We start from the raw sequence: 22,615 nt of genomic DNA, 5'->3' as shown, positions 1-22,615 counted from the left end.
TGGTAAAATAGTAGGGATATCGGTAAAGGAGAATGCTAAATGGAGCTGTGCAGATTTTGGGTGGTCAGTCCTGCTGACGGGGAGACAGGAAAACCTGAACCCATCAAACTTATCTTTTTTGAAAATGGCGATATAGATATTATCAGCTTGTCTGATGACCCCGAGTACTGGGGGGCTTACAAACTCCCTTCAGGCAGCTACTATTATTCCGGCGCTGCCCTGAAAGTTCCTGAAGAAAACCTTGGCCGGATAATTCCTCTGGTTTCCCCGGCAGAGGATGACGCAGTTTACCGCAGCAGCCTGTTTTCATCAGGTTTGCTTAACCAGCAGGAATGGGAATTATTTTATAATAACAGGACTGCCTGGAATTCTTTGCGGATAGTGGCTGTAACTTTTGGTGAAGAATAATAATACCTCAGGCAGGGTCTGGGAATTAGACTTTCTGCGGGGCATCGCCCTGATCCTGATGGTGCTCTTCCACCTGCTTTACGACTTAAATGAGTTTTACGGATATCCTGTGCATTATAACACCGGGGTATATTTCTATATAGGCAAAACGGCGGGTATATTATTTATAATGATTTCAGCTATAAGTTCGGCATTCAGCAGAAATAATTTTAAAAGGGCCGTTATGTTCCTTGGGGTGGGCATGCTGATTACCCTGATAACACATCTGTATAACCCTGCTTATGGGATAAAGTACGGGATTTTACATTTGCTGGGGACAAGTGTGCTGATATATCCGCTTTTCAAAAACCTCGACAAATACATACTTGCAGTGGTCGGTACTGTAATTATAGCCCTGGGAATTTATTTCGATTCTACTGCTGTGGGAAATAATTATCTTTTTTTATTTAACCTTACTGACAGTCAATGGGTATCCGCGGATTACTATCCTATGTTTCCATGGCTGGGTGTATTTTTTTATGGAGTCTGTGTACAGAAGTTAATTTATCCAGATGCCGGAAAGAGCGCGGCAGGGGTCCGGATTTCATGTGTTAGGCCAACGTTGCTCTCTGCAATGCAAGCCAGGCTGGATTTTATTGCCTTCCTGGGGAGGCATACACTATCGGTTTATCTGGCACATCAGCCGCTGCTGATACTTCTTATTGGAATATGGCTAAAAGCTGCAGCACTGGTTTGATATTATTAGACTAATGATAGGAGATCGGCTTATGTCCAAAATCGAACTTATAGCGACCGCTACCTTTGGCTTAGAGGCAGTGGTTGCCCGCGAAGTCAGGAATCTGGGTTATCCGGAGGTCACTGTAGAAGATGGCCGGGTTACTTTTACTGCAGATGAAGCTGCTATCTGCAGGGCTAATCTTTGGCTTAGAAGCGCTGACAGGGTTCTGTTGAAAATGGGGTCTTTTGAGGCAGCTACTTTTGAAGAACTGTTTCAGCAGACTAAGGCTCTGCCATGGCCTGAGTGGCTGCCGGTGAATGCTAATTTCCCGGTTAACGGGAAATCAATAAAATCCAAACTGCACAGTGTTCCTGACTGCCAGGCAATTGTGAAAAAAGCGGTTGTCGAAAAGATGAAAGAAAAGTACCGCCGGGATTGGTTTGATGAGGACGGCCCCCGTTATTCCATAGAAGTGGCCCTTTTGAAGGATGTGGCCACACTGACTGTGGATACCAGCGGAGCAGGGCTTCACAAAAGGGGATACCGGAAGTTGAGTTCCGAGGCTCCGCTGAAGGAGACCCTGGCAGCAGGGATGATTAACCTGGCCAGGTGGTTTGACGACAGGATTTTTATGGACCCATTGTGCGGCTCGGGAACCCTTCCTGTCGAGGCAGCCCTGATAGGCTTAAATATTGCTCCGGGTAACCAAAGAAGTTTTGATGCTCAACTATGGCCGGCTGTTCCGGAGAAGTTATGGTACGAAGCCAGGACTGAAGCAGCCGATCTTGTTAAGAGGGACCGTAAACTGCGGATTATCGGGACTGATATTGATGAAAAGGTTTTGAGCCTGGCCAGGTATCATGCACAGGCTGCCGGTGTTGCTGAACATATCCACTTTCAGCGTCTTCCCGTTTCGGAGGTACGCACAAAATCCAAATATGGGTATATTGTATGCAACCCACCCTATGGGGAACGTCTGGGAGAGGCTAAAGAGGTGGAAGCGCTTTACCGGGAAATGGGCAGGGTTTTCGGTTCTTTGGATACCTGGTCCTATTATATCATTACCTCATACCCGCGTTTTGAACAGCTTTTTGGCCGGAAGGCAGATAAGAGGCGGAAGCTTTATAATGGCAGGATTGAGTGCCACTACTACCAGTATTTTGGGCCACGGCCGCCGCGCAGGGTGGAGTAGGTGTTGTACTGATTTTCCACACCCCGCCTATGAGTCTAAGCTGCCACTCCCGGCAACAAGGCAGCGTCCCCGAACTCGATGGCTCATTGGGCTTTTCTGATAAGATTGCCGCCTCTCGTTTTGGCGCGCCAAAACGAGAGGCGGGAGCGTAAGGAAAATCTTGTACAACACATTACCACATTCACCGGTTACCAAGGTCGAGGATTAAAAGAAAACTCTGAGCGAATTGATTATGGGAGTTGTTTTATGTGGAACAGTGGGTAACTCTGAAGTCTATATATGCAACCGAAAAGGAAGCCGACAAGGCTGCACTTGTGGTAAAGGTTACTGAATCCAGGCTGTCCAGCATACCGGGTGGGCCGCAGTATGATATAGAGACAGAACTGCTGCAGGTTGACAATGGATGGATAGTGCGCTGGCGTAAAGTGCCTGCTGCCGCCAGTCCGGGATGCTCCGGATGCGGCTCCTGCCAGCCGGTTTCCCGGCCTGTCCGGAAACCGGCTAAGGTAATTCAATTTAAGCCCAGACAGGAATAAATCCGGACTACTGGTACCTGGGATATGACAAAATGCTCATCAAATACAAAGACAGCCCTATCCTTGACACCGGTGGTGACTGGGGGGCTACTTCTTACGCACAAGTCAGGCAGCCGTTATATTTCCGACAGTGATGTAACCGAAGAAAATGCAGCTAAAAGTGACGGAACTTACTTATCATACCAGCTATGATACGGCTTACCACTTTAATCCAGATGCGATTCCAGACCGGATTACTGACCGCAACGGCAATTCCGCTACCCTGACCTATGGTGGGGAAGGCTGCTTCACGACCAATTCTAAAGGCAAAACTTGTACCTTGTACTACAACTTCAACCTCCTGGAAGCAGTCATCAAACCTTAGGGCGAAGAGCCGCATACTTTTATGACGACATGGGAAAATACCCTCATCTACAAAGAGACAGTAACTCAGTACCGCTATGACAGACGTCTAGATAGATTACGATAACTATCAAGCTTGGTAAGGTATGCAAGGTCTATTTAAGTTTCCAGTTTTAATTATTAGTATTCTTTTAAGTATAAAAGGAACGAAGCCTATATTACTGCAACATTTTGATGATTTTAAACTAGTTTTATATTATACTATATTATGAATGAGTGTTTAATTTTGGAGGTGAAAGAACATGAATGTAAGCAATTATCTAATTTTGAATCGTGTTTTTTCTCGTAACACCTTCAAAGAATTGATTGAGGAACATACAGTAGAGACGTATGCTATAGCAATTAAGCGATATATAAACGACCCCTACGATAAAAATAACCAACAGCTTATAAGTGAGATATATCAAGAGCTAAACAAAAAATACAGGAACGAATATTTTTACAAAAATACTCTCTTAAATAAATTATTACTTGGAATCCATAGTCCTAGAACCACAACTGCCTTGACAGAGGTTCCCGTATCTAAATCCAAAGCAGATTTTATCCTCATAAACGGTAAAGCTATTGTATATGAGATTAAAACTGAGTTAGATAATTTTGAACGCCTCGAAACACAGTTAAATGATTATTATAAAGCCTTTAACCATGTTGCTGTAGTTACCTGTGAGTCAAACTATCCAACTCTTGAAAAACTACTTTTAGATACATCTGTGGGGATATATGTCTTGACTTCTCGTAACAGTTTAAGTAATAAAAAGAGGGCTTTGGAGAACAACTCTTACTTGGACCTCAATATTGTCTTCAAAATTTTGCGTAAGCATGAATACGAAAATGTACTTTTAAGTTGTTATGGAAGCTTGCCGGACGTTTCACAATTCAAGTATTATAGTGCATGCAGAAAAATGTTTTGTCAGATTGATACTTCATTGGCTTATGAGTTGTTTTTGAAAGAATTGAAAAACAGGAATCGTATTGATGTCTCCTCATATGCTACTATTCCCTACGAATTAAAATTTTTGGTGTACTTTTCAAATTTTAAAAAATTGGACTATATAAAGTTAAAAAGGTTTTTAGAAAACAAGTTTGGGGGGTAAGCTATGTACTTTCCATATTTGAGGGGAAGACAGTTTGAACTAATTGCATTAAGAGAATTAGTAGACAATTGCCTATTAAGTGATAAAATTATACCAATAGTTGAGCCCGTCAAGGTATCTGCTACACTAATTAAAACGCTCAGAGTTTTTCAGGGTGCTAATAAAAATTTGGCATTGGTTCGCAACCCTCAAGTGGGTAATTTTGTATCAGAACTTAATAAAGATAAAAACGAACATATTAAAGAAGAACTTAAAGAGTTAATAAAGTTAGACAGCATTCTTAGTGTATATTTTTTAAATCCCCATTCTCAAAAAACTATTACAAAACTGTTGGAATGTGGCGGGAGTATTTCTGATATCATTACTGTTTGCAATGATGAAGATTCTATTCCTATTTTTGAGGATATTGTTTCTCTGGATATACCCAAATATAATATGATTCCTGATGAAAGTGTTTTTAGAAGACGCATTAGGCATAACCGTGTTATGATCGAGAATAAGTTTAAAAAACTGAGTAGAAATACTGATTATGCAGAAGTGGTGGATGAACCTTTTTCTAGTGACCACCTCTATTATATTGAAGACGGATATATGGGATTTTCAGATTATTCCATAATGGGTGAAGAATATTACGAAACTGGTTTTGCCCCTTATGCCGTGGCCATACACATTGTTTATTTTGATGAAAAATATAGCTTGAGAATAAAGCATTTTGTTTCAGATACAAACGATGATATAACGGACCCTGCCGGAAAATTTGCTGAGGCGGTTGAGAAGTTAGTACAGTGGAATGAAACAGAAAAACTTAATACATTTGGCATAAATATGTTGACCCACATGTATGAAAATGAAACATATCCAGGGTTAGGGACTGTTAAAAAGCTATCACTAATGCATCATATTGAACTTATGGGCAGATTTTTAGATGGGGAGATTAAGTGATGATATGCTGCAATAATTGTTTTTGTGATTCCGAACTCAAACCGATTATTGAAGGTCTTGGGAAAAAAGGGGACTGCCAAATATGCCATGGCTCTAACGTTTATATTTATGATACTGATGAACATGCTAAGCTAGTAGGATATTTTGATGAGTTTATTAGTATTTATACACCAGTTCAATCACTCCCAGCGGAATTCCCGAAAGCAGAAATAAGATTATTAAAAGATGAATTGCTCACTAACTGGAGTATTTTTAATAAGTTAGATGCGATTAATGTTTACAAAATTATAACTTGCATTTGCAGTGATAAATATCAAGAAATTCCCGAACTGTTTGATAGTCCCGTTGGAATAGCTGAACTTTACAATCGGGAATTTTTGAATGAACACTCGCTTCTTAAAACTAATAGTTGGGAAGGATTTGTTAATGCTTTAAAAAAAGAAAATAGATTTCATACCAAACATATTAACTTAGAAATTTTGGAGCGTTTTTGCTCTTTTATACGCAAATCATATAAGAAAGGAACTATTTTCTATCGAGGCAGAATTTCTTCCTCATCCAGGGGACTTCGCGCTGATGAAATGGGTGCCCCACTATATGAGAAGGTATCAGGTGGGCGGGCAAACGCACCAGGCATTAGGTGTTTATACTTAGCTAGTGACATTGATACAACTATTCATGAAGTACGCGCCGGGGCATTTGATTTTATAACTGTTGGTAAATTTCAATTGCAGGAGGATATTATTGTAGTAGATTTAAAACTAATTAATAAAATTAGTCCATTTACAGAAAATCTTGATTATTTAGAACATGCTATAAATAAGGAGCATTTGAATAAAATCAATGCTGAGATGGGGAAGGCCTTACGCAGAAGCGATAGTCCTTTGGATTATGTTCCTACCCAATATATAAGCGATTTTATTAAAAGTATTAAGCATAAAGGGCGAGCTGAATATGCCGGATTAGAGTACAATAGTACTATGAAACCAGATGGTTTTAATTTAGCTATATTTTATCCGGATTTATTTAGGTGCATTGATGTAGAGAATTATATGATAAAAGATTTGATTTACCGTAAAGAGGTTTTTAAGTGAACATTTTTTCTATGAATAAACTCTCTTATTCAATGTTTGGAACAATAAATCGTTTTTTCATCAATAATCCCTCTCGGATAATTGTTGGGGAGTAAGTCAGGCAAATAGACAAAAAGCGTAACCACAATAATAAAAGGGGTAGATGTGTTCCGGAGGGCGGAGTCTGTCGTCCGTCCGAGGAATAATCTACCCCTGTTTGTGTTACGATTTTTTTACAACTCAAAGTAATCCGGGGGTTGTCAAACTCAGGGTGTTACAAAGACTTCACATCTTGTTCCAGAGCTTCAAGTTGTTTTTTAAGCTGCTCTATCTGTTGCAGGACAGATTCTTTTAGTGTAACCTGATGTGGTTCGTCAGACCCGCCGGTAGCCTCCGGGGCGACGGAGTCATCAGGTTTACCGGTTTTCGGGGCGTTGCCGGGGGTTAACCCCTGTCTCCCTTCCTGAGCGAAGAATTCCGCTACTGCCCTGTCCAGGGATTTTGTTTCCACCATGACTATTTTTTTGTCAATGGCAAAAACTATTGCCTGCATCTGTGGAATTGATGCTCCCTGCTGTTCTGCCCTGGCTCCAGAGGGTCAGCTTGCTGGAGATATTGGTATCCTGATCAATCAGGCTGTCAATCATCAATGGACCCTGGCCCCCAACGTTTTTCGGGATGTGTTCGCCATCATTGCGGGCTGCCAGCCACGCCACCAGATTATTGCGGTGCTGTTCACTTCTGCTGGCCGGGGTGAAGGGGATCATCAGGGTAAATTGAGCTTCTTCCTCGTCAGGGAGCTTCATAACTGAATAATAAGGCTCAATACTACTGATACCCCCTTCATCCACTTTTTTAGCGATTTTCCAAATATCCTCACGACTGTAAAAGACAGATGGGTTATTTACGTGAAAATTTAGCATTATATTGGCCTGGATATTAAAATAATCTTCAGGATATCTAATGTGTTCCCTGAGATTGGCCGGCATTAGGTTTTGGTCCTTAAATACATTTGGAAAGATTCCGGACAGGGCTTTAAGGACGGGGTCTTTCTCATCTATGGCACAAAAGTCCACTGTTCCATCATAAGGGTCTACCACTGCTTTAACCGAATTCCTGATATAGTTCAGGTTTCCTGCCGGGACTGCATAGGGGAATTTTTCGGACCCTGGGGATAGTCAAATTCCTTTACCTCAGTATTGCCCAGTACATATCCGTAGGTGGCGTCATTAGTCAATTCACCGAAATAGATACGTGGTTCCTTTATTTCAATTCCTTCAACTTTGGAACTGGGGGGGATATCTTTTCAATCAGCCGGGCATAACCTGAAGCGTCAATTTCATTTGCCAAAGACATAAAGATGCAGCCTGTTCTTTGGCTTAATTTCCTCACGCTGGGCGCTAGTAAATACCCTGAAAGCAATAATGCCCTGAAAGCAATAATGCCCATAATAAATATTATCAGGAAGTAAATAATAAATGATGCTGCGCCAATCTGGAGTTTTGCCAGCAATGGGGTCATAAAAAGCTGACTGTAGCCCAGGTCCCTAAACCAGGCCAGTTTAACATAGAAGCCGGAAAGCACCCTTATTAGAAGGGCGGCAAATATAATTAATATTAGGAGCAGAGGGAATACATCTGTTTTTTCATGAAACAGCCTCCTTATGAGTTGAAAAAGCCTCCTGGGAAATGACTGAGGTATAGGATGGAGTATTTAATACTTCTGTGTCAGGGGGGAGAACCCTCGTAAATTTTTAAATTAAATTTTAGTTTAAAAATTCATTAAACTTTAGTTATGATGAAACAATTATTTACAAATGCTTTAATATGCAATAGAATGTACCCTATAGAGATATAAAATGTTTTCAGGCAAACTTACTATGAGAGGAGCGCTGGTAATGAAAATTTGTATTATTGGAGGCGGGGGCTCAGTGGCAGTGGCCACGCGGGTAATTACCGCCAGACAGCCTGGTAACTCTTTCGAGGTGTTTACCAAAAGGGATGTTGCCGGTTACCGGCCTTGTGAACTGACATATGTCCTGGGGAAACAAATAGCTGATTTTGAAACAATCGTGGGTTTTGACAAAAAGGCCATGGAGGAAAAGGATATCAGGTATCATTTCAAAACTGCTGTGACGGAAATAAACCGGGAAGAGAAGTACATATCAACTACTGACGGCAAATATGAATATGATAAAATTATCATTGCTGCGGGATCCACACCGGTACTGCCACCGGTTTCCGGTCTGGACGGCAAAGGGGTCTACATTCTGGGAACAGATATGGCCTATGCGCGGGAGCTTGAAAAGATTATTCCCCGGAATAGGTCAGCTATGATTATTGGCGCAGGGGCAATAGGGTTAGAAATGGCAGAAGTACTGGTGCGCCAGAATTACGAACGGGTAATTGTGGCTGATATTGCTGACAGACCACTTGCCAGGTCTCTGGACACGGAAATAGCCGCTATGGTTTCTGAAAAGATGCAGGCAATGGGAATCCAATTTTTATTTGGAGAACGGATTGTTAAGGTTGGAGATGCCGGTGCAAAGAAACGGGTATATCTAAGCAACAGCCAGTATGATGTTGATTTTGTCGTTGTTTCTGCGGGTTTCCGGCCCAATTCAGAACTGGCCCGGGACTGCGGATTGGAAATCGGACCTACCGGGGGCATTAAGGTAAATAGCTATATGCAGACCTCGGACCCGGACATTTATGCCATAGGGGATGTTTCCGAGAGTTGGGATGTTATCAGCGGGCAGCCAGTGCTATCGATGAAGGCTGATAATGCAGTCAGGACCGGTAAAGTTGCTGCCAGACACCTTACCGGTGACAGCGCTGCTGAATACCTGGGAGCGGTGGGTGCCTTTATTATCTACCTTGGCGAGACATTTGTAGGAGGAGTCGGATATACTGAAGAAACTGCTGCCTCCCTTCAGGGCAAAAAGGTTAAGGCCATCTGGCATGAAGGCATGAGTCTTCCAAAATACATGGGGGGTCACCCTGTGAAGATTAAATTAGTTTATGATGTGGAAACAAATCTCCTGTTGGGAGCTCAGATGATTTCCAAAGCCAATATCGCAGCAGAGCTGGACAGACTTAGTGTCGCTATCAGTGAAAAGATTACCGCCAGGCGCCTGGCAGGGATTGAAACAATCTATACACCTGCATCGGGATGGCCGTACGGCCCTGTGGCACAGGCGCTTGATAAGTGCTATTAAGGCGAAGCAGCCGAAGCGTGACAGCAAAAAGGTACAGTATCCTGCATTCCTGCAGGCCTGTACCTTTTCTATTTAATAATTTTGAGTTTAATTACCGGTTTCAGTGGGTTCAAACTTCATGGTGACGTCTTTCGGGACCGCTCCCTTAAGTTCAACCTGAATGGCTTTGATAATAGCCATGGGAACAGGGCAGTCTGTATGTTTAAGCTTCTCGTGGGCAGTCCTGTAAATGACAGAATCACAAAATCGGTCAAAGACCCCTTTAGTCCAGTCAATGAGCCCCAGTTCTTCATTAAGGGACTGCAGCATACGGCACGCAGTAATAATATTTATATGAATTTTTTTCCGGTCAAGGGCTTGTACCTTTACAATCGCGGTGTAACCACAAGCGCCGGCATTAACACGCACCTTAGTCACAATTTAAATCCCCCCCACCACAAATAATCAAATAACCACATATAATCAGTAACCACATATAACCAAAATAAACCGGTCAGCCAAACCGATCATCCAACATCAGTTATTCAGAGTTTTCAGGTCATTTCCGGTTTTCTTCCTGGATAAACCTGACAGTATTAAGGAGCTGCTGGACAATAGTGAGGGCTTTCTGCGCGTCAGACGCATAACCATCAGCCCTCCACCTGATAGCATGCAGTTTTGAAACCGGAGAACCACCAATCATAACCTTCAAAGCAGGTTTCTTTTCTTTCAGCTTCTTTATAATACCCTTCATTTCGTACATGGTAGTTGACATCATTGAAGACATACAGATAAGATCATAACTTTCATTTAACGCGGTATTCACAAAAACACTGGTAGGGACATCACGTCCCAGGTCGGTTACATTGTAGCCAGATATTTCAAACATCATTTTGACAAGGTTTTTGCCGATGTCATGGACATCTCCTTCAATTACGCCTATGAGTATGTTCCCTTTTGCATTCTGTAACCGGGAGGTCATATGGGGCTGGAATATTTCGAGCCCCGTATACAGAGTTTCAGCACACATCAGCATTTCAGGAATAAAGTACACTTGCTCCTCATACAGTCTGCCCACTTCCAGCATCCCGGGGATCAAACCTTCAAATACAGCTTTGTTGGCATCTAACCCATTTTCCAAATAGTCCCTGCACAGTTCAACTAGTTTGTCTGTTTCGAAGTTGATTACGGATTCTTTAAGAGATGACAATAGAGGGCCTTCTTTTGAATTTAACACGCCGTTCCCTCCTAATAAATTAAACTTTCGAAAATCTTAGAATTTATATTTTTATTGTAACTCTTTACGGTTAATTTTAAAGAACTCCAGAAAATTCAATACAAACTTCAGCTCACCGGGCTGCAGGTCTCTTACTGCATTAAGGATTGCCTGGACCTTCGGGTCATTTATGAGTGAAATGACCTCTGGGCTTAAGCTGGATAAATACTGTGAGGCATTATTTGTGTCAACCAGAAAATATGAAGTTTCTACGTCCAGACACTCGGCAATTTTGTCAAGAGTCTCCAAAGAAGGCATCGTTATGTTGTTTTCAATCTGGCTTACCAGACTTGGTGAGATGCTCGCCATACCAGCCAGTTGCGCCTGTGACATTTCATGTTTTTCTCTGAGGACCTTTATCTTATCACCTAGGTTTGTCCCATTAGAACTCCTGTCAACAAAATAACGAATAGTCACATTGAGAGCTGCTGAGAGTTTCTCGAGGTGGGCCAGTGTCGGCTTGATAGTATTGCTTTCAATGCTGCTGATATCCTCGACCGGAACCTCGCTGAGTTCTGCCAGGTCGTCGACACTTAAGCCCCGTCCCTTACGGATGTTTTTGAGTTTTTCCCCGGTAACGGTGTTTTCACGGGAGTCAGTCATCAGGTAAGATAGAGATATATTAAGGTGTGAACTGATTTTTTTCAACATAATAAGAGACGGTTTTTTGATATCTCTCTCAACTGCGCTTAAGAAGGATGGGGAAACATCAAGCTTCTTAGCCAGCTGAGTAAGTGTCATCCCGCGTTCGGTTCGGAAATCTCTAATTTTAGTACCTAATGACATGGTCACTCACCCTAATAATTAAATAAATGTTGAAGTTAATTTTACCACAAATGTACGGTTATGAAAAGGGATATTAAGCAGGAACGCAATTATGCAGGGGAAATTGTACAAAACAAGACAAATTATCGTATTTTTTAAAAAAAACAATTGCTATATTAAAAAAGGTTTAGTATAATTAATTTAACCTGATTAAATTTATATATTTTTAATGCTATTACGCCTATTGCACATGGTGATTCTGGCTGGATGGCTTATTTTTATCACCGACGTAACAGTATAGGTGCAATATTCATACACCGTATAAACCAATCGATATACACCTTTTACTTTTGTTCCCAGCTGCGGATAATGCTGAGAAGTCAGGGACAATCAACCTAAAGAAATCCGGTCAATTCTGGAGAAGCTAATAATAGCAATTTATTAAATATACAGAAAATTGAAAACGGGCTTAATTTTTACCATAACAGTAAGTATAGGTAAAAACAGGATACACCAAATAAACTTACACGCCGTTCCATTGACCCAATAAAAAACCGCTTTGGTCATGTATTCACATTCACCCATTATCTGAAGCCAGAGCGGTAATTATCATATTCAATAGGGGAGGTGATTAATTTAATATAGAGCCCCGTGAGGGTCCCTTATTGTTTTTTTTATTATATCTCATTAACTATTTAACATTTTAGAGGAGGTTTTTTGAAATGGCAGACAAGAAAGCAGAATTATGGGAAGCGTTAAAGCAGGGAGTTATTGATTACGATGAGGATGCAGTAAAAGAAGCGGCTCAGGCTGTAGTTGACGAAGGTCTCGACGCTTATGACGCAGTATTTGACGGTCTCGTGGAAGGTATGAACGAAGTTGGCAGGCTGTACGAAGAGCAGGAGTATTTCGTTCCTGAAATGCTGATGTGTGCAGATGCTCTGTATGCCGGCCTCGATATCCTGAAGCCCCATATCATACAAAAAGAAGGCGGTATTAAAGGCGCTGTAGTAATGGGAGTTGTCCAGGGCGACGTTCATGACATCGGTAAAAACATCGTTAAGATGATGTTTGACGTAGCCGGTTTCGATGTTCATGACCTCGGTCGTGACGTTCCTATGGACAAGTTTGTTGAAGAGCAGCTGAAAACCGATTCCGAACTGGTTCTTCTCTCAGCGATGATGACAACTACCATGGTTGGGATGAAAGACATTATCGCCAAGATTAAGGAAAAGAACCCCAATTGCAAAATCATGATTGGTGGAGCTCCTGTATCTGAGGATCTGGCTGACAAGTGGGGCGCTGACGGCTTTGCCAAGGATGCCAACAATGCCCTGAAAGATGCCCTGAACATGGTTAAGGCGCTGAAAGACCTGCAGCAGTAAATATAAATCACGTTTTCGAGGGAGGTAGTATTCGTATGGAGTATAATATAATATTTCAGCCCTCAGGTCGTCGCGGTAAGGTTGAGGAAGGCAAAACCCTTCTGACTGCTTCCCACGAACTGGGTGTTGATATTGAAGCACCGTGTGGCGCTCACAAGGTGTGTGGAAAGTGTAAAATCAAGCTTGAAACAGGTTATTTTGAAAAATTCAGTATTGATTCACAGGCTGATCACTTGTCACCTGTAACCGAAGAAGAGAAGAAAATTTTAAAGCCGGAAGACATCGCCAATAACTATCGTTTGGCATGTGCTACCGAAATCAAGGGTGATGTCCTGGTCTTTGTACCTGAGGAAAGCCGTAAGGCTGACCAGGTAGTTCTGGATACAGGGAAGGAAAGGGTTTTCAAGCTTGATCCTGCAGTTAAGAACTATTTCGTGAAAATGCCCGTTGCTACTCTGGATGACCACAGGGCAGACCTGAGCCGTCTTCAGGATGCATTGAAAGATCAGTATGGTTTGGAAAACCTGAGTATGGATTACTTCGTTCTCAGGGAACTCCCTAATGTTATGAGAGACGGAAACTGGGAAGTAACAGCCACCGTTCTCCATGACAGTGAAATCATTGATGTAAGACCTGGATTTGCTGAAAAGTGGTATGGTATTGGTATTGATGTCGGGACAACCACAGTAGCTGCTTACCTGTGTGACATGAGTACCGGTGAAATGCTGATCAAAGACGGTATGATGAACCCACAGGTGCGTTACGGTGAAGATGTTCTGTCCCGGATTACCTATGCCATGATGAATGATGATGGCCGTGACAAACTGAATGATGCAATTATTGAAGGGATTAACACGCTGGCTGAGCGGATGACTGAGAAAGTAGGCTTAAAGGCAGAAGATGTAACTGAGATTACGCTGGTATTCAACACTGCAATGCACCACTGTCTCTTAAACCTTGAGCCAAAGTATATGGGCCGTTCACCATTTGCTCCTGCTATTAGTGCACCCTTTGATGTAAAAGCCCGTGATCTGAATATTAAGATCGGTAAGGCTGCAAATGTTCATGTACTGCCTGTTGAGGCCGGTTTCGTAGGTCCTGATAACGTATCTGTGCTTATTGCAGAAGAACCGTACAAGCAAGATGATGAAATTCGTTTGATTATTGATATCGGAACCAATGGTGAGATTGACCTTGGTAATAAGAATAAGCTCGTTTCCACTTCCTGTGCTACAGGTCCTGCTCTTGAGGGTGCTCAAATCAAGTTTGGCATGAGAGCTGCCCCCGGAGCAATTGAACAGCTTCGTATTGACCCGGAAACCAAGGAGTGCTCCTATAAGGTTATCGGTGATGATAAGTTCTATGCCCGTGGTGAAAAATCTAATGCTAAGGGTATCTGCGGTTCAGGTATCATCGATATGGTTGCCGAAGTATTCAAGGCAGGTATTATCAACAAAACCGGACGTTTCAACATGAAGCTTGATACCGATAGAATCCGTAAGGATGAAAGCGGCAAACCCGAATATATCATGGTATTTGCAGAAGACAGCGGCATCGGTAAGGACATTACCGTAACCCAAGGTGATATCCGTGCTGTCCAGCTGGCCAAATCAGCCCTTTATGTTGGATGTAAAATGCTGATGAGGCGTCTTGGTATTAATAAAATCGACCGGGTAACCCTGGCCGGCGCCTTTGGAAGCTTTATTGACAAAGAATCCTCACTTGTTATCGGACTGTTCCCTGACTGTGATCTCGACAAAGTTGCCGCAGTTGGAAATGCTGCCGGTGACGGCGCTCAGGCTGCACTGCTTGACAAGAACAAGAGGATTGAAGCACGTGATGTTGCTGCAAGTGTTGAGTTTATTGAAACAGCAATGGAATCTGACTTCCAGGAGCGTTTTGCTGAGGCCATGGCATTCCCTCATGGCGTAGACGAATTCCCCAGCATCCAGCATATCCTGGATAAGATTCCCGGATATAAAAAGTAGAAATTCGGTACAGATTACCAACAAGAGATTTGCCATTGAACGGAGGTGCAGTAATGAAGCCGAAAGAGTGTGTGCTCGCGGCCTTTGAAAACAAAGTGCCGGCGAGAGTCCCTGCTATCATTTATGGTGGCGGCGTATGGACAATGAAGCATACCGGCAATACCTTTGACGGATTAATCGGCAAGCCAAAGGAAATGGCCGAAATGGTCGTTAAAGTAAATGAGGAAATCAAGTCTGACATGGTGTATGTAGGTTCTGGCTATAACAACGTGCAGCTTCAGGCTTTCGGCGGCACTATCAAATACCGCCCGGTAGGCGCACCTGACCTTGAAGAACCTTTAATTCAATCAGATGAAGCCCTGGCAAGATTCAAGGAGACCTACCCGGACATTCCCGGAGAATTAGCCAAAGATCCGGTTATCCAGACAATATGGGAAGCAGCCCAGTTGGTCCAGGAGAAAATCGGGAGTGATTTCCTGGTATCAGCTACCGCATGGGGCCCCTTCTCGCTGGCAGCACAGATGTATGGTGTTGAGTTGATGATGCAGGACATGTTCAAAAAAGCTGCCCTGGTTAACAGTGTTATTGAAATTGCAGCAGATATTGTCTACTACTTCTACGAGCCAATGATTAAAAACGGTTCGATTCAAGCAACCGCTGTTGCAGATGCTACCGCTTCGGGGGATCTGATTTCCCCGCGGATGTTCAAGAAGTTTGCTGTACCCTGGCTGAAGAGCTTCCATGATAGGGTTGCAGAGCTTAACTGCGGCCGGTTCCTCCACATTTGTGGTGATACTACCAAGAGCCTGGAAATGATGCCAGATACAGGGGCACAGTGTATAGCCCTTGACATGAAGGTTGACCTGGCGGAAGCCAAGGCTAAAATTGGTGATAAAATGTGTATCGGAGGCAACACTCCACCGGTATTTGTGCTGAATAACGGCACCAAGGAAGACTGTGTTAAATCAGCTAAAGAGTGTATCGACAAAGCCGGCGCTAACGGCGGATATGTACTTCTGCCGGGCTGTGACATCCCACCATCAGTTACAGTAGAGAACATTGACGCATATCTCAGCACAGGAAGAAACACTAGCTATTAATCGGAAATTGGTATTGCCGTGTATATTTAAGGAATAAACTCCACAAGTTAATATCAGGTATTACCCATTCTCCGTAAAAGGGGAGTAGACTTCACTCTCCGCTCCCCTTTTACATATTGTTTCCGAATGAATAAAAATTCCGATAAGGAGTGAAATGATGTTTAAATTAGAGAAACCGCAAAAGGAATGCCAGATTTTTGATTTCAAGGTTGGCGGCCAATATGGGCAAAACCCGCCTTTGCTGATTTCCTCAATGTTCCATAATGGTGACAAGGTACTTGAAAGCAGGAAAGAAGGCAAATGGGATAAGGCCAAAGCTGAAGAGTATGTTAAGAAGCAGGAAGAACTGGAAAAACTGACAGGTATTCCTGCAATTGTGGCTATGGTGGCCAACTCTGCTGAGGAAATGGCCCGGTATGTTGACTGGTTCACCAGTATCAGTGACCGTCCCTTCGCCATTGACATGTGGGTGGAAAAGCCGCGCCTTGAGGCCGCAGAATATGTAGCCAAAAAAGGCCTGCAGGACCGTTTGGTATATAACAGTATTACTCCCTGGGATAAAGACATTCCGGGACAGGTGGCCAAGCTTAAGGAACTGGGCATTAAGCACGTTATTGTTCAGGCTTACGATGTGGCTGATCCTTCCCCCAAGGGCAGGCTGACAAGCTTTAACAAGATCATGGAATCAATCCCTGACGGTACTTTTGAGTCCATACTTGTTGATACTTCTGTTATGAACCTGCCTGCAATTGCATTCTCAGGTGTAGCCAACAGGATTGTTAAGGAAGCAACCGGATGGCCTTGTGGTGTTGCCAGCTCAAATGGTACTTACATGTGGAAGGAAGCCCGTGAATTGTTCGGTAAAGACGGTTTTGCTGCAATGAATGCTGCCGGTCAGGGATGTTCAACTCTCTACTGGACCGACTTTATTTTCTATGGACCGATTGTTGCTGCTCCCAAGATGTTCCCGGCCGTTGTCTCAGGCGCAGTTATGGCAGCCGCTATGGCTCAACATGAGACAGGTCAGCTCCCGACCAATCCGAATCATCCGTTCTATAAGTTCTTTAATGACTTCGCTGAGAAGCTGAAGTCCGGTGGGGAACAGTCTATGCCTGTACATGACTAATCAGTCTGTTCGGGATTAGGAATCATTTACTTAAAACTGGAGGTATTTACTATATGAATTCAAGACAATTAGTACTTGACCAGCTTAACGGCAAAAGTGTTGAAAGACCTACCTGCTACAGCGGTATGGGTAACGTTACCACTGCAGGACTGGAGCAGTTTGGCTATAAGTTTTCCAAGGTGCACACAGATGCTAAGATGATGGCTGATACAGCCGCATCATCTTATAAGCTGTTTGGCTATGAGTGTGCTATCGTTCCTTATGACCTTTGTCTGGAGGCTGAAGCTATCGGCTGTGTAATGAACCCTTACGAGGAAGTGGATCAGCTTCTTTATCCAACCATTAAGGAAAAGGTTTGCCACTCAGAAGAGGAAATGACCACTTTCCCAATTCCTGCCGATGTTGAGAAAAGGGGCAGGGTTCCCATGGTTTGTGAAGCTATCAAGTTGCTGAAGGCAGATATTGGTAATGATGTAGCTATTGGTACCTATGTACTTGGTCCATTCACCCTTGCCGGTCAGCTAATGGATCTGAACGACCTGTTTAAACTGGCATTTAAAAAGCCTAAGATGGTTAACGAAATGCTGGACCGGGTTTCAGATGTAACAATAAAAATTGCTAAGGAACTGGTAGCAGCAGGCGCTGATTATATCAATGTTCGTGAGATGGGCGCTACCACTGACGTACTTAGCCCCAAGGTGTTCCGCAATGTAATCCAGCCTCACCTGATTAAGGTAAGGGAAGCTCTTAAGGATGTACCTCTTACAATCCACATTTGTGGTGGTACCAACAAGATTATGGACATTCTTCATGAGTGCAAATTTAACGCTATTTCCGTTGAAACCAAGAATGACCTGGCGGCAAGTCGTGAAGTAATTGGTTATGAGCCGCTGATTTTTGGCAACATCGATGCCTTCAATGTACTGGTTAACGGTTCACCGGAAGATGTTGAAAAAGCTACTTTGGCCGCTCTTGAAGCAAGCTGTGATGCAGTATGGCCGAGCTGTGATATCTGGCCGACCGCTCCTATTGAGAATCTCAAGGCAATGGTAGACACAGTTAAAAATCAAGGCGCAGCAAAGTGGGTTCGTAAAAACAGATAACCTCGCTTGGCGTTAACTTATATATAGTGGATTTAAGGCCGGTCTTTTCTTTGCAGGTTGGGACCGGCCCCCGAATCCACCCTTTACACTTTCGGGGGGTTCCATAATCCGCTTGTACAGGAGGAAAATACTTATATGAAAAAAGCCCTGACAATTACTGTACTACTGCTTTTGGCAATAGCTGCCATTTCGGGATGTTCTAATAACGGGAACAACGGTGGACAGGAGCAGGAAAAACTGGTTTACCTGACCCAGACAGCTCCACCCGCCATGCTGGAACAACTGAAGGCCGGGGAAATAGACGGTTTTATTGCCTGGGAGCCCTTTAACAGTACAGCAGTAAATGATGGTCTCGGAAAATACCTGTTTACTTCCCAGGAGGTTTGGGATGACCACCCATGTTGTGTTATTGCCGTGAATAAAGAATTTACTGATGAAAATACAACTGAGGCTTTAGTCTGGGCCCATGTTAAGGCTGTTAGATTTATTAATGATCCTGAGAACAGGGAGAAAGTGCTTCAGTATGCCGCTGAGTTCACCGGGAAAGGTGAAGCTGTGGTTAAGAAATCCCTGGAGAACATCACTTATGTTGAATATCCCGCCAAGGATAAGTTTGAGGAGTATTATAACAGCCTGGTTGAAGGAAAGCTGTTAAAGAACTCTGTTGAATCCATCGGATATGCTGACAGTGACGGATTTTTTGATGCATTTTTAAAAGAATCTGTTTACGATAAGGTTTCCGGTGAAATGGACAAAGATGCCGGCTGGAAACCTGCAAATGTACCGGCCGAGACAAAGGTTCGCCTGGGATACCTGGCGGCTGACCTCCACCAGTTACCCATGTTTGTGGCTGACAAGGAGGGTTACTACAGTCATGTAGGACTGGTGAACGGTGAGAACCTGGAAAGCAAGGTATTCCCCAATGGCGTTGCCGTAATGGAGGCGTTTAAGGCCAAGGATGTTGATATTGCGTATCTTGGCGGCGCTCCGGCGACTTTGAAGAGGATTAATGACAATATAGAAATTGAAATAGTGGCAGGGGCCAATAATGAGGGTTCCGGTCTGGTAGTGAAAGATGAGATTAAATCTGTTGCCGATCTGGCTGGAAAGACGATTGCCGTTCCGGGAGTTGGCACAGTACAGTATACACTTCTGGATAAGGCCCTCAGGGCAGAAGGGCTGAGACCGGTAATTAAATAGGAGTCAGGATTTAGGAGTCAGAAGTTACAAAAAGGATGATGCGGAATGGGCCTGTTTGATTATTCGACTGCTGAGCATGCAGCTGGCCGGTCCGTGGGTTTAGGTTTATTCAGAACACTAGGTGATAAAGTCCTTAGACTACTGTCAGCAGCAACGATTATTATAGTATGGCAGCTTACGGCAAGCTTACAACTGCTGGAGCTGCCTTCTCCCATAACAACTCTGAGGGTATTTATTGACCTTATCATCAGCGGAGACCCTTTGTACAACAGGACACTGCCCGGGATTGTTTGGGCAAGCCTTCAGATAGTAATTAAAGCCTGTGCGGTCAGCATAGTTGTAGCCGTAAGTTTGGGTGTCTTAATGGGCGCTGTTCAGCCATTGAGAAAATACTTCGAAGCGATTCTGGAAATGTTAAGGCCTATCCCGCCTCTAGCCTGGATACCACTTGCATATGTAATGTTTGCCAATACCGGCAGTCCTACAGAGTATGTACAGATATTTGTTGTTTTTGTAGGGGCTTTTTTCCCGATTTTACTAAATACCATTCACGGTATAAGTATGATAAACAGGATACATCTGGAAGCAGCCAGGACTATGGGCGCTTCACCTAGGCAAGTTCTGCTGCAGGTGATGCTGCCTGCCTCGCTTCCTTCCATATTTAACGGAATCCGGGTCGGCTTTGGTGTTGGCTGGATGTCTATAGTAGCAGCTGAATTTGTTGGGGGTAAGCTGGGGATAGGTTATTACATCTGGTCCTCCTACTCAGTTGGGGGCAGGACGGCTGAGATAATCAGCGGGATGGCAGCTATCGGTATTGTGGGAAGCCTGATCAATAAGGCTATTCTCTTAACAGAAAAGAGGCTGGTACCATGGCGCTGATTTTGAGAGAGGTTACCCAGCAGTTTGGGGGAACACCTATTTTTGAGAACCTAAGTCTCGATGTGGAGGAGGGGTGTTTTTGCTGTATTGTCGGCCCCAGCGGCTGTGGCAAAAGTACTCTGCTCAAGGTTATTGCAGGTCTACACAATACGACGGCAGGCAAGGTGACGCTGAATAACAGTCCGGTGTCCCTTGATGACGGTGAAGTAGGTTTTGTATTTCAGGAGGACGCATTGTTTCCCTGGTATACAGTTGAAGACAACATGAGATTTGGCCTGCGCGCCAGGAAAATAGATAAGCACCAGTGGGATGACATTATCAGGAAAAACCTGGATAAAGTTGGCCTTGCCGAGTATCGCAGTTATTACCCTAAGCAGCTATCGGGAGGTATGAAGCAGCGGATTGCTATTGCCAGGGTCATGGCATACAACCCAAAACTCCTGTTAATGGATGAGCCCTTTGCCTCCTTGGATTCCTTTAACCGGAATATGCTGCAGGCAGAATTGATAGATTTGTGGGAAAAGGAAAAGAAGACTATTCTCTTTGTCACCCACAATATTGATGAAGCGGTCTTCTTGTCTGAAAGGCTGATAATTATGGGGGCCAAGCCGGGACGGATTAAAAGGGTTCTGGATATTAACCTTCCCAGACCGCGTAACCGGACAGATACCGAGTTCTGCCGCAACAGGAGAAGGATTCTGGAGATGATAGAGAGCTAAATTAGGCTTTAGCGGGTTTCCCTGAATAAACAGGGGCCCTTAAAGGCATAAATATCATGGGAGGTGAAAGAAAAGTACTTATTTCTCCAGACAGAAGAAAGTTAATTTATCAATTAAGTGAAGGGAGCGAATGATTATGAGTGAAGAGAAAAAGTATACCCCTGAAGAAGCTAATAAGTATATGGTTGACAGTATGCTGTTCGTACCACGGATGTTTAAGGTTATCAACGAGGTGAACCCTAAAGCAGGTGTTACTTTTGCTGATTTCTACAACAGCATGTGGGCAGATGGCGCTTTAAGCCGTAAGGTTAAAGAACTTATTTTTATGGCCGGCGGTGTTGGTTACTGCTCACCAAGGTGTATTGTTCACGTTTACCCGGCAGTTAAGGCCGGCGCTACTGTTGAGGAAGTATTCGAAGCGGCAGCTATCGGTATGATGCTGGGTGGTTTTGTTCCCGCAGGCCCTGGAATTCCGTATGCCTTTGAATATGCTTACAAGTGTGTTCAGTTGGCTCAGAAAATACAGGCAGGCGAGCCCTGGGAATACCTGCCGGCTCCCAAGTGGGACCACGGCGTTTACTAGAAATTGCCTAAAGGAGGGGCTCGGCCCCTCCGCTATTATATAATCATGCGATTAGGGAAATCAAAATATTAATTAGCAATATAATCAATGTTTAAAGGAAATATACTAATGGGAGAGGGTGCCGGGATATGCTGAACTTTCCAATGCGCTTAAAGGAGAACCGGACCAAGACAATTAATTCAGGTGAATTGAAGGATAAAGTCATCACCTGGGGAGCTACGCTGGTGGGTTTTGGAGATGTCAGTGTGGGTTTGGCGCCTGAATTACAACATATACCAAATGCGATCGCGATTGCTGTAAGGCATCCTAAATACAGCGGCACATATAAGTGCGGCTCAATGACAGCCTATTCCAACCAGTATGAAGAGGTTGACAGAGTGCTGGACGCCGTTCAGAAGAAAGTGACCACTTTTCTTAAAAGCAGGGGTTGGCGGACACTTGCCATTCCTCCCGATACAGCTAAACCTGACGTCAGTTTCATCTCTAAGCTCTACCCGCTGTTTCCGCATAAAACTGCGGCTACCTGCTCAGGCTTGGGCTGGGTGGGCAAGAGCGGGCTGCTGGTAAATCATCTTTATGGTGCGCGGTTGAGTTGGGCAACCGTCCTCACAGATGCACCGGTTGAAGTATCTCCAAATCCTTACACGAAGAGTAAATGCGGGAATTGTTCCAGGTGTGTCAATGCATGTCCTGCCTCAGCCATCAAGAATATTGAGTGGCAGCGCGGAGAAAAGGCAGAACCGTTTATCGATATTGACGCCTGTGCTCATCATATGACATATACAGTAAGAGTATTCCAGAAATATATCTGCGGGCTTTGTGTGCTTGCATGTCCTTTAGGTGGGACCAAAAACGGAAAATAGGCATAAATTGTTATGCTTTCTATAGACAGAAATACCATTAAGCTGGTGAAAAGAAGGGGCAGGA

25 protein-coding genes and 1 pseudogene are annotated in these 22,615 nt (G+C 43.7%); 19 read left to right on the top strand and 7 right to left on the bottom strand.

The genetic code is table 11. The features are described from left to right. Positions 1-39: 39 nt before the first annotated feature. From Ga0451573_RS14690 to Ga0451573_RS14655, 8 genes are all read left to right on the top strand, one after another. Positions 40-408 (top strand): hypothetical protein, encoded by a 369-nt coding sequence (locus Ga0451573_RS14690; RefSeq protein ID WP_231684889.1) that lies wholly within the window; start codon positions 40-42, stop codon positions 406-408. Beyond that, entirely contained in the window at positions 398-1,144 is a 747-nt protein-coding gene (locus Ga0451573_RS14685) for a heparan-alpha-glucosaminide N-acetyltransferase (protein WP_231684888.1), read from the top strand. The genes Ga0451573_RS14690 and Ga0451573_RS14685 overlap by 11 nt, the downstream gene beginning before the upstream one ends. A gap of 31 nt (positions 1,145-1,175) precedes the next feature. Further along, positions 1,176-2,318 (top strand): THUMP domain-containing class I SAM-dependent RNA methyltransferase, encoded by a 1,143-nt coding sequence (locus tag Ga0451573_RS14680; RefSeq protein WP_231684887.1) that lies wholly within the window; start codon positions 1,176-1,178, stop codon positions 2,316-2,318. A gap of 248 nt (positions 2,319-2,566) precedes the next feature. Further along, entirely contained in the window at positions 2,567-2,854 is a 288-nt protein-coding gene (locus tag Ga0451573_RS14675) for a hypothetical protein (RefSeq protein WP_231684886.1), read from the top strand. 160 nt (positions 2,855-3,014) lie between these two features. Continuing rightward, positions 3,015-3,218 carry a hypothetical protein gene (locus Ga0451573_RS14670; RefSeq protein WP_231684885.1) on the top strand — a complete coding sequence of 68 codons (204 nt, stop codon included), beginning with the start codon at positions 3,015-3,017 and terminating at the stop codon, positions 3,216-3,218. Positions 3,219-3,498: 280 nt separating this feature from the next. Then, positions 3,499-4,350, top strand: a complete 852-nt coding sequence (locus Ga0451573_RS14665) for a sce7726 family protein (RefSeq protein ID WP_231684884.1) — start codon at positions 3,499-3,501, stop codon at positions 4,348-4,350. Between the two features lie 3 nt (positions 4,351-4,353). Further along, entirely contained in the window at positions 4,354-5,292 is a 939-nt protein-coding gene (locus Ga0451573_RS14660; protein WP_231684883.1) for a sce7725 family protein, read from the top strand. Beyond that, on the top strand, positions 5,292-6,386 hold the full coding sequence (locus tag Ga0451573_RS14655; protein WP_231684905.1) for an RES family NAD+ phosphorylase: 1,095 nt from the start codon (positions 5,292-5,294) through the stop codon (positions 6,384-6,386). The genes Ga0451573_RS14660 and Ga0451573_RS14655 overlap by 1 nt, the downstream gene beginning before the upstream one ends. Before the next feature lie 253 nt (positions 6,387-6,639). Here Ga0451573_RS14655 and Ga0451573_RS14650 read toward each other — a convergent pair whose 3' ends face one another. The 4 genes and pseudogenes from Ga0451573_RS14650 to Ga0451573_RS14640 form a co-directional block, all read right to left on the bottom strand. Continuing rightward, positions 6,640-6,918: a hypothetical protein gene (locus Ga0451573_RS14650; RefSeq protein WP_231684882.1), complete on the bottom strand. Its 279-nt coding sequence runs from the start codon at positions 6,916-6,918 to the stop codon at positions 6,640-6,642. Beyond that, a pseudogene (locus Ga0451573_RS14645) lies at positions 6,893-7,519 on the bottom strand (UPF0182 family protein); the annotation flags it as partial. The pseudogene Ga0451573_RS14645 and the gene Ga0451573_RS14650, both read right to left, overlap by 26 nt. After that, a complete protein-coding gene (locus Ga0451573_RS20315) occupies positions 7,492-7,617 on the bottom strand; it encodes a hypothetical protein (RefSeq protein ID WP_353740077.1) in 126 nt (41 codons plus the stop codon). The gene Ga0451573_RS20315 and the pseudogene Ga0451573_RS14645, both read right to left, overlap by 28 nt. An 11-nt stretch (positions 7,618-7,628) precedes the next feature. After that, entirely contained in the window at positions 7,629-7,976 is a 348-nt protein-coding gene (locus Ga0451573_RS14640; RefSeq protein WP_331459432.1) for a UPF0182 family protein, read from the bottom strand. Positions 7,977-8,262: 286 nt separating this feature from the next. On the opposite strand from Ga0451573_RS14640, the gene Ga0451573_RS14635 reads away from it, so the two are divergent. After that, complete coding sequence (locus Ga0451573_RS14635) at positions 8,263-9,582, top strand: FAD-dependent oxidoreductase (protein ID WP_231684880.1); 1,320 nt, start codon at positions 8,263-8,265, stop codon at positions 9,580-9,582. Positions 9,583-9,669: 87 nt separating this feature from the next. Here the strand turns inward: Ga0451573_RS14635 and Ga0451573_RS14630 are convergent, their stop codons facing one another. The 3 genes from Ga0451573_RS14630 to Ga0451573_RS14620 all read right to left on the bottom strand — a co-directional run bounded on the left by Ga0451573_RS14630 (position 9,670) and on the right by Ga0451573_RS14620 (position 11,623). After that, positions 9,670-9,999, bottom strand: a complete 330-nt coding sequence (locus Ga0451573_RS14630) for a DUF6951 family protein (RefSeq protein ID WP_231684879.1) — start codon at positions 9,997-9,999, stop codon at positions 9,670-9,672. 121 nt (positions 10,000-10,120) lie between these two features. Continuing rightward, positions 10,121-10,798, bottom strand: a complete 678-nt coding sequence (locus Ga0451573_RS14625) for a corrinoid protein (RefSeq protein WP_231684878.1) — start codon at positions 10,796-10,798, stop codon at positions 10,121-10,123. 51 nt (positions 10,799-10,849) lie between these two features. Continuing rightward, entirely contained in the window at positions 10,850-11,623 is a 774-nt protein-coding gene (locus tag Ga0451573_RS14620) for a helix-turn-helix domain-containing protein (RefSeq protein WP_231684877.1), read from the bottom strand. A gap of 701 nt (positions 11,624-12,324) precedes the next feature. Here Ga0451573_RS14620 and Ga0451573_RS14615 point away from each other — a divergent pair. The 10 genes from Ga0451573_RS14615 to Ga0451573_RS14570 all read left to right on the top strand — a co-directional run bounded on the left by Ga0451573_RS14615 (position 12,325) and on the right by Ga0451573_RS14570 (position 22,551). Continuing rightward, entirely contained in the window at positions 12,325-12,987 is a 663-nt protein-coding gene (locus tag Ga0451573_RS14615) for a cobalamin B12-binding domain-containing protein (RefSeq protein WP_231683892.1), read from the top strand. Positions 12,988-13,022: 35 nt separating this feature from the next. Continuing rightward, a complete protein-coding gene (locus tag Ga0451573_RS14610; protein WP_231684876.1) occupies positions 13,023-14,975 on the top strand; it encodes an ASKHA domain-containing protein in 1,953 nt (650 codons plus the stop codon). Positions 14,976-15,028: 53 nt separating this feature from the next. Next, positions 15,029-16,075: a uroporphyrinogen decarboxylase family protein gene (locus tag Ga0451573_RS14605; RefSeq protein ID WP_231684875.1), complete on the top strand. Its 1,047-nt coding sequence runs from the start codon at positions 15,029-15,031 to the stop codon at positions 16,073-16,075. 154 nt (positions 16,076-16,229) lie between these two features. Then, positions 16,230-17,201, top strand: coding sequence for a tetrahydromethanopterin S-methyltransferase subunit H family protein (locus Ga0451573_RS14600; protein ID WP_231684874.1), 972 nt, complete (start codon positions 16,230-16,232; stop codon positions 17,199-17,201). A 53-nt stretch (positions 17,202-17,254) separates the two neighbouring features. Beyond that, positions 17,255-18,304: an MtaA/CmuA family methyltransferase gene (locus Ga0451573_RS14595; RefSeq protein WP_231684873.1), complete on the top strand. Its 1,050-nt coding sequence runs from the start codon at positions 17,255-17,257 to the stop codon at positions 18,302-18,304. A gap of 135 nt (positions 18,305-18,439) precedes the next feature. Beyond that, complete coding sequence (locus Ga0451573_RS14590) at positions 18,440-19,504, top strand: ABC transporter substrate-binding protein (protein ID WP_231684872.1); 1,065 nt, start codon at positions 18,440-18,442, stop codon at positions 19,502-19,504. A 45-nt stretch (positions 19,505-19,549) separates the two neighbouring features. After that, a complete protein-coding gene (locus Ga0451573_RS14585) occupies positions 19,550-20,386 on the top strand; it encodes an ABC transporter permease (protein ID WP_231684871.1) in 837 nt (278 codons plus the stop codon). Then, on the top strand, positions 20,377-21,105 hold the full coding sequence (locus Ga0451573_RS14580) for an ABC transporter ATP-binding protein (RefSeq protein WP_231684870.1): 729 nt from the start codon (positions 20,377-20,379) through the stop codon (positions 21,103-21,105). The genes Ga0451573_RS14585 and Ga0451573_RS14580 overlap by 10 nt, the downstream gene beginning before the upstream one ends. 136 nt (positions 21,106-21,241) lie before the next feature. Further along, positions 21,242-21,688: a carboxymuconolactone decarboxylase family protein gene (locus tag Ga0451573_RS14575; protein WP_231684869.1), complete on the top strand. Its 447-nt coding sequence runs from the start codon at positions 21,242-21,244 to the stop codon at positions 21,686-21,688. A 128-nt stretch (positions 21,689-21,816) separates the two neighbouring features. Next, positions 21,817-22,551, top strand: coding sequence for a 4Fe-4S double cluster binding domain-containing protein (locus Ga0451573_RS14570; protein ID WP_231684868.1), 735 nt, complete (start codon positions 21,817-21,819; stop codon positions 22,549-22,551). Positions 22,552-22,615: the final 64 nt, after the last annotated feature.

The sequence above is a fragment of the Phosphitispora fastidiosa genome (assembly GCF_019008365.1).
In the GTDB taxonomy this organism is placed as follows: Bacteria; Bacillota; Thermincolia; order Thermincolales; family UBA2595; genus Phosphitispora; species Phosphitispora fastidiosa.
This window is presented reverse-complemented; position numbering and strand designations above follow the sequence as displayed.

Excerpts from the sequence above, each read along its gene's own strand:
- Ga0451573_RS14690 (WP_231684889.1), top strand. The coding sequence starts at position 40 with ATGGAGCTGTGCAGATTTTGGGTGGTCAGTCCTGCTGACGGGGAGACA.
- Ga0451573_RS14680 (WP_231684887.1), top strand. The coding sequence starts at position 1,176 with ATGTCCAAAATCGAACTTATAGCGACCGCTACCTTTGGCTTAGAGGCA.
- Ga0451573_RS14665 (WP_231684884.1), top strand. The coding sequence starts at position 3,499 with ATGAATGTAAGCAATTATCTAATTTTGAATCGTGTTTTTTCTCGTAAC.
- Ga0451573_RS14660 (WP_231684883.1), top strand. The coding sequence starts at position 4,354 with ATGTACTTTCCATATTTGAGGGGAAGACAGTTTGAACTAATTGCATTA.
- Ga0451573_RS14655 (WP_231684905.1), top strand. The coding sequence starts at position 5,292 with ATGATATGCTGCAATAATTGTTTTTGTGATTCCGAACTCAAACCGATT.
- Ga0451573_RS14650 (WP_231684882.1), bottom strand. The coding sequence starts at position 6,918 with ATGCAGGCAATAGTTTTTGCCATTGACAAAAAAATAGTCATGGTGGAA.
- Ga0451573_RS14635 (WP_231684880.1), top strand. The coding sequence starts at position 8,263 with ATGAAAATTTGTATTATTGGAGGCGGGGGCTCAGTGGCAGTGGCCACG.
- Ga0451573_RS14620 (WP_231684877.1), bottom strand. The coding sequence starts at position 11,623 with ATGTCATTAGGTACTAAAATTAGAGATTTCCGAACCGAACGCGGGATG.
- Ga0451573_RS14615 (WP_231683892.1), top strand. The coding sequence starts at position 12,325 with ATGGCAGACAAGAAAGCAGAATTATGGGAAGCGTTAAAGCAGGGAGTT.
- Ga0451573_RS14610 (WP_231684876.1), top strand. The coding sequence starts at position 13,023 with ATGGAGTATAATATAATATTTCAGCCCTCAGGTCGTCGCGGTAAGGTT.
- Ga0451573_RS14605 (WP_231684875.1), top strand. The coding sequence starts at position 15,029 with ATGAAGCCGAAAGAGTGTGTGCTCGCGGCCTTTGAAAACAAAGTGCCG.
- Ga0451573_RS14600 (WP_231684874.1), top strand. The coding sequence starts at position 16,230 with ATGATGTTTAAATTAGAGAAACCGCAAAAGGAATGCCAGATTTTTGAT.
- Ga0451573_RS14595 (WP_231684873.1), top strand. The coding sequence starts at position 17,255 with ATGAATTCAAGACAATTAGTACTTGACCAGCTTAACGGCAAAAGTGTT.
- Ga0451573_RS14590 (WP_231684872.1), top strand. The coding sequence starts at position 18,440 with ATGAAAAAAGCCCTGACAATTACTGTACTACTGCTTTTGGCAATAGCT.
- Ga0451573_RS14585 (WP_231684871.1), top strand. The coding sequence starts at position 19,550 with ATGGGCCTGTTTGATTATTCGACTGCTGAGCATGCAGCTGGCCGGTCC.
- Ga0451573_RS14580 (WP_231684870.1), top strand. The coding sequence starts at position 20,377 with ATGGCGCTGATTTTGAGAGAGGTTACCCAGCAGTTTGGGGGAACACCT.
- Ga0451573_RS14575 (WP_231684869.1), top strand. The coding sequence starts at position 21,242 with ATGAGTGAAGAGAAAAAGTATACCCCTGAAGAAGCTAATAAGTATATG.
- Ga0451573_RS14570 (WP_231684868.1), top strand. The coding sequence starts at position 21,817 with ATGCTGAACTTTCCAATGCGCTTAAAGGAGAACCGGACCAAGACAATT.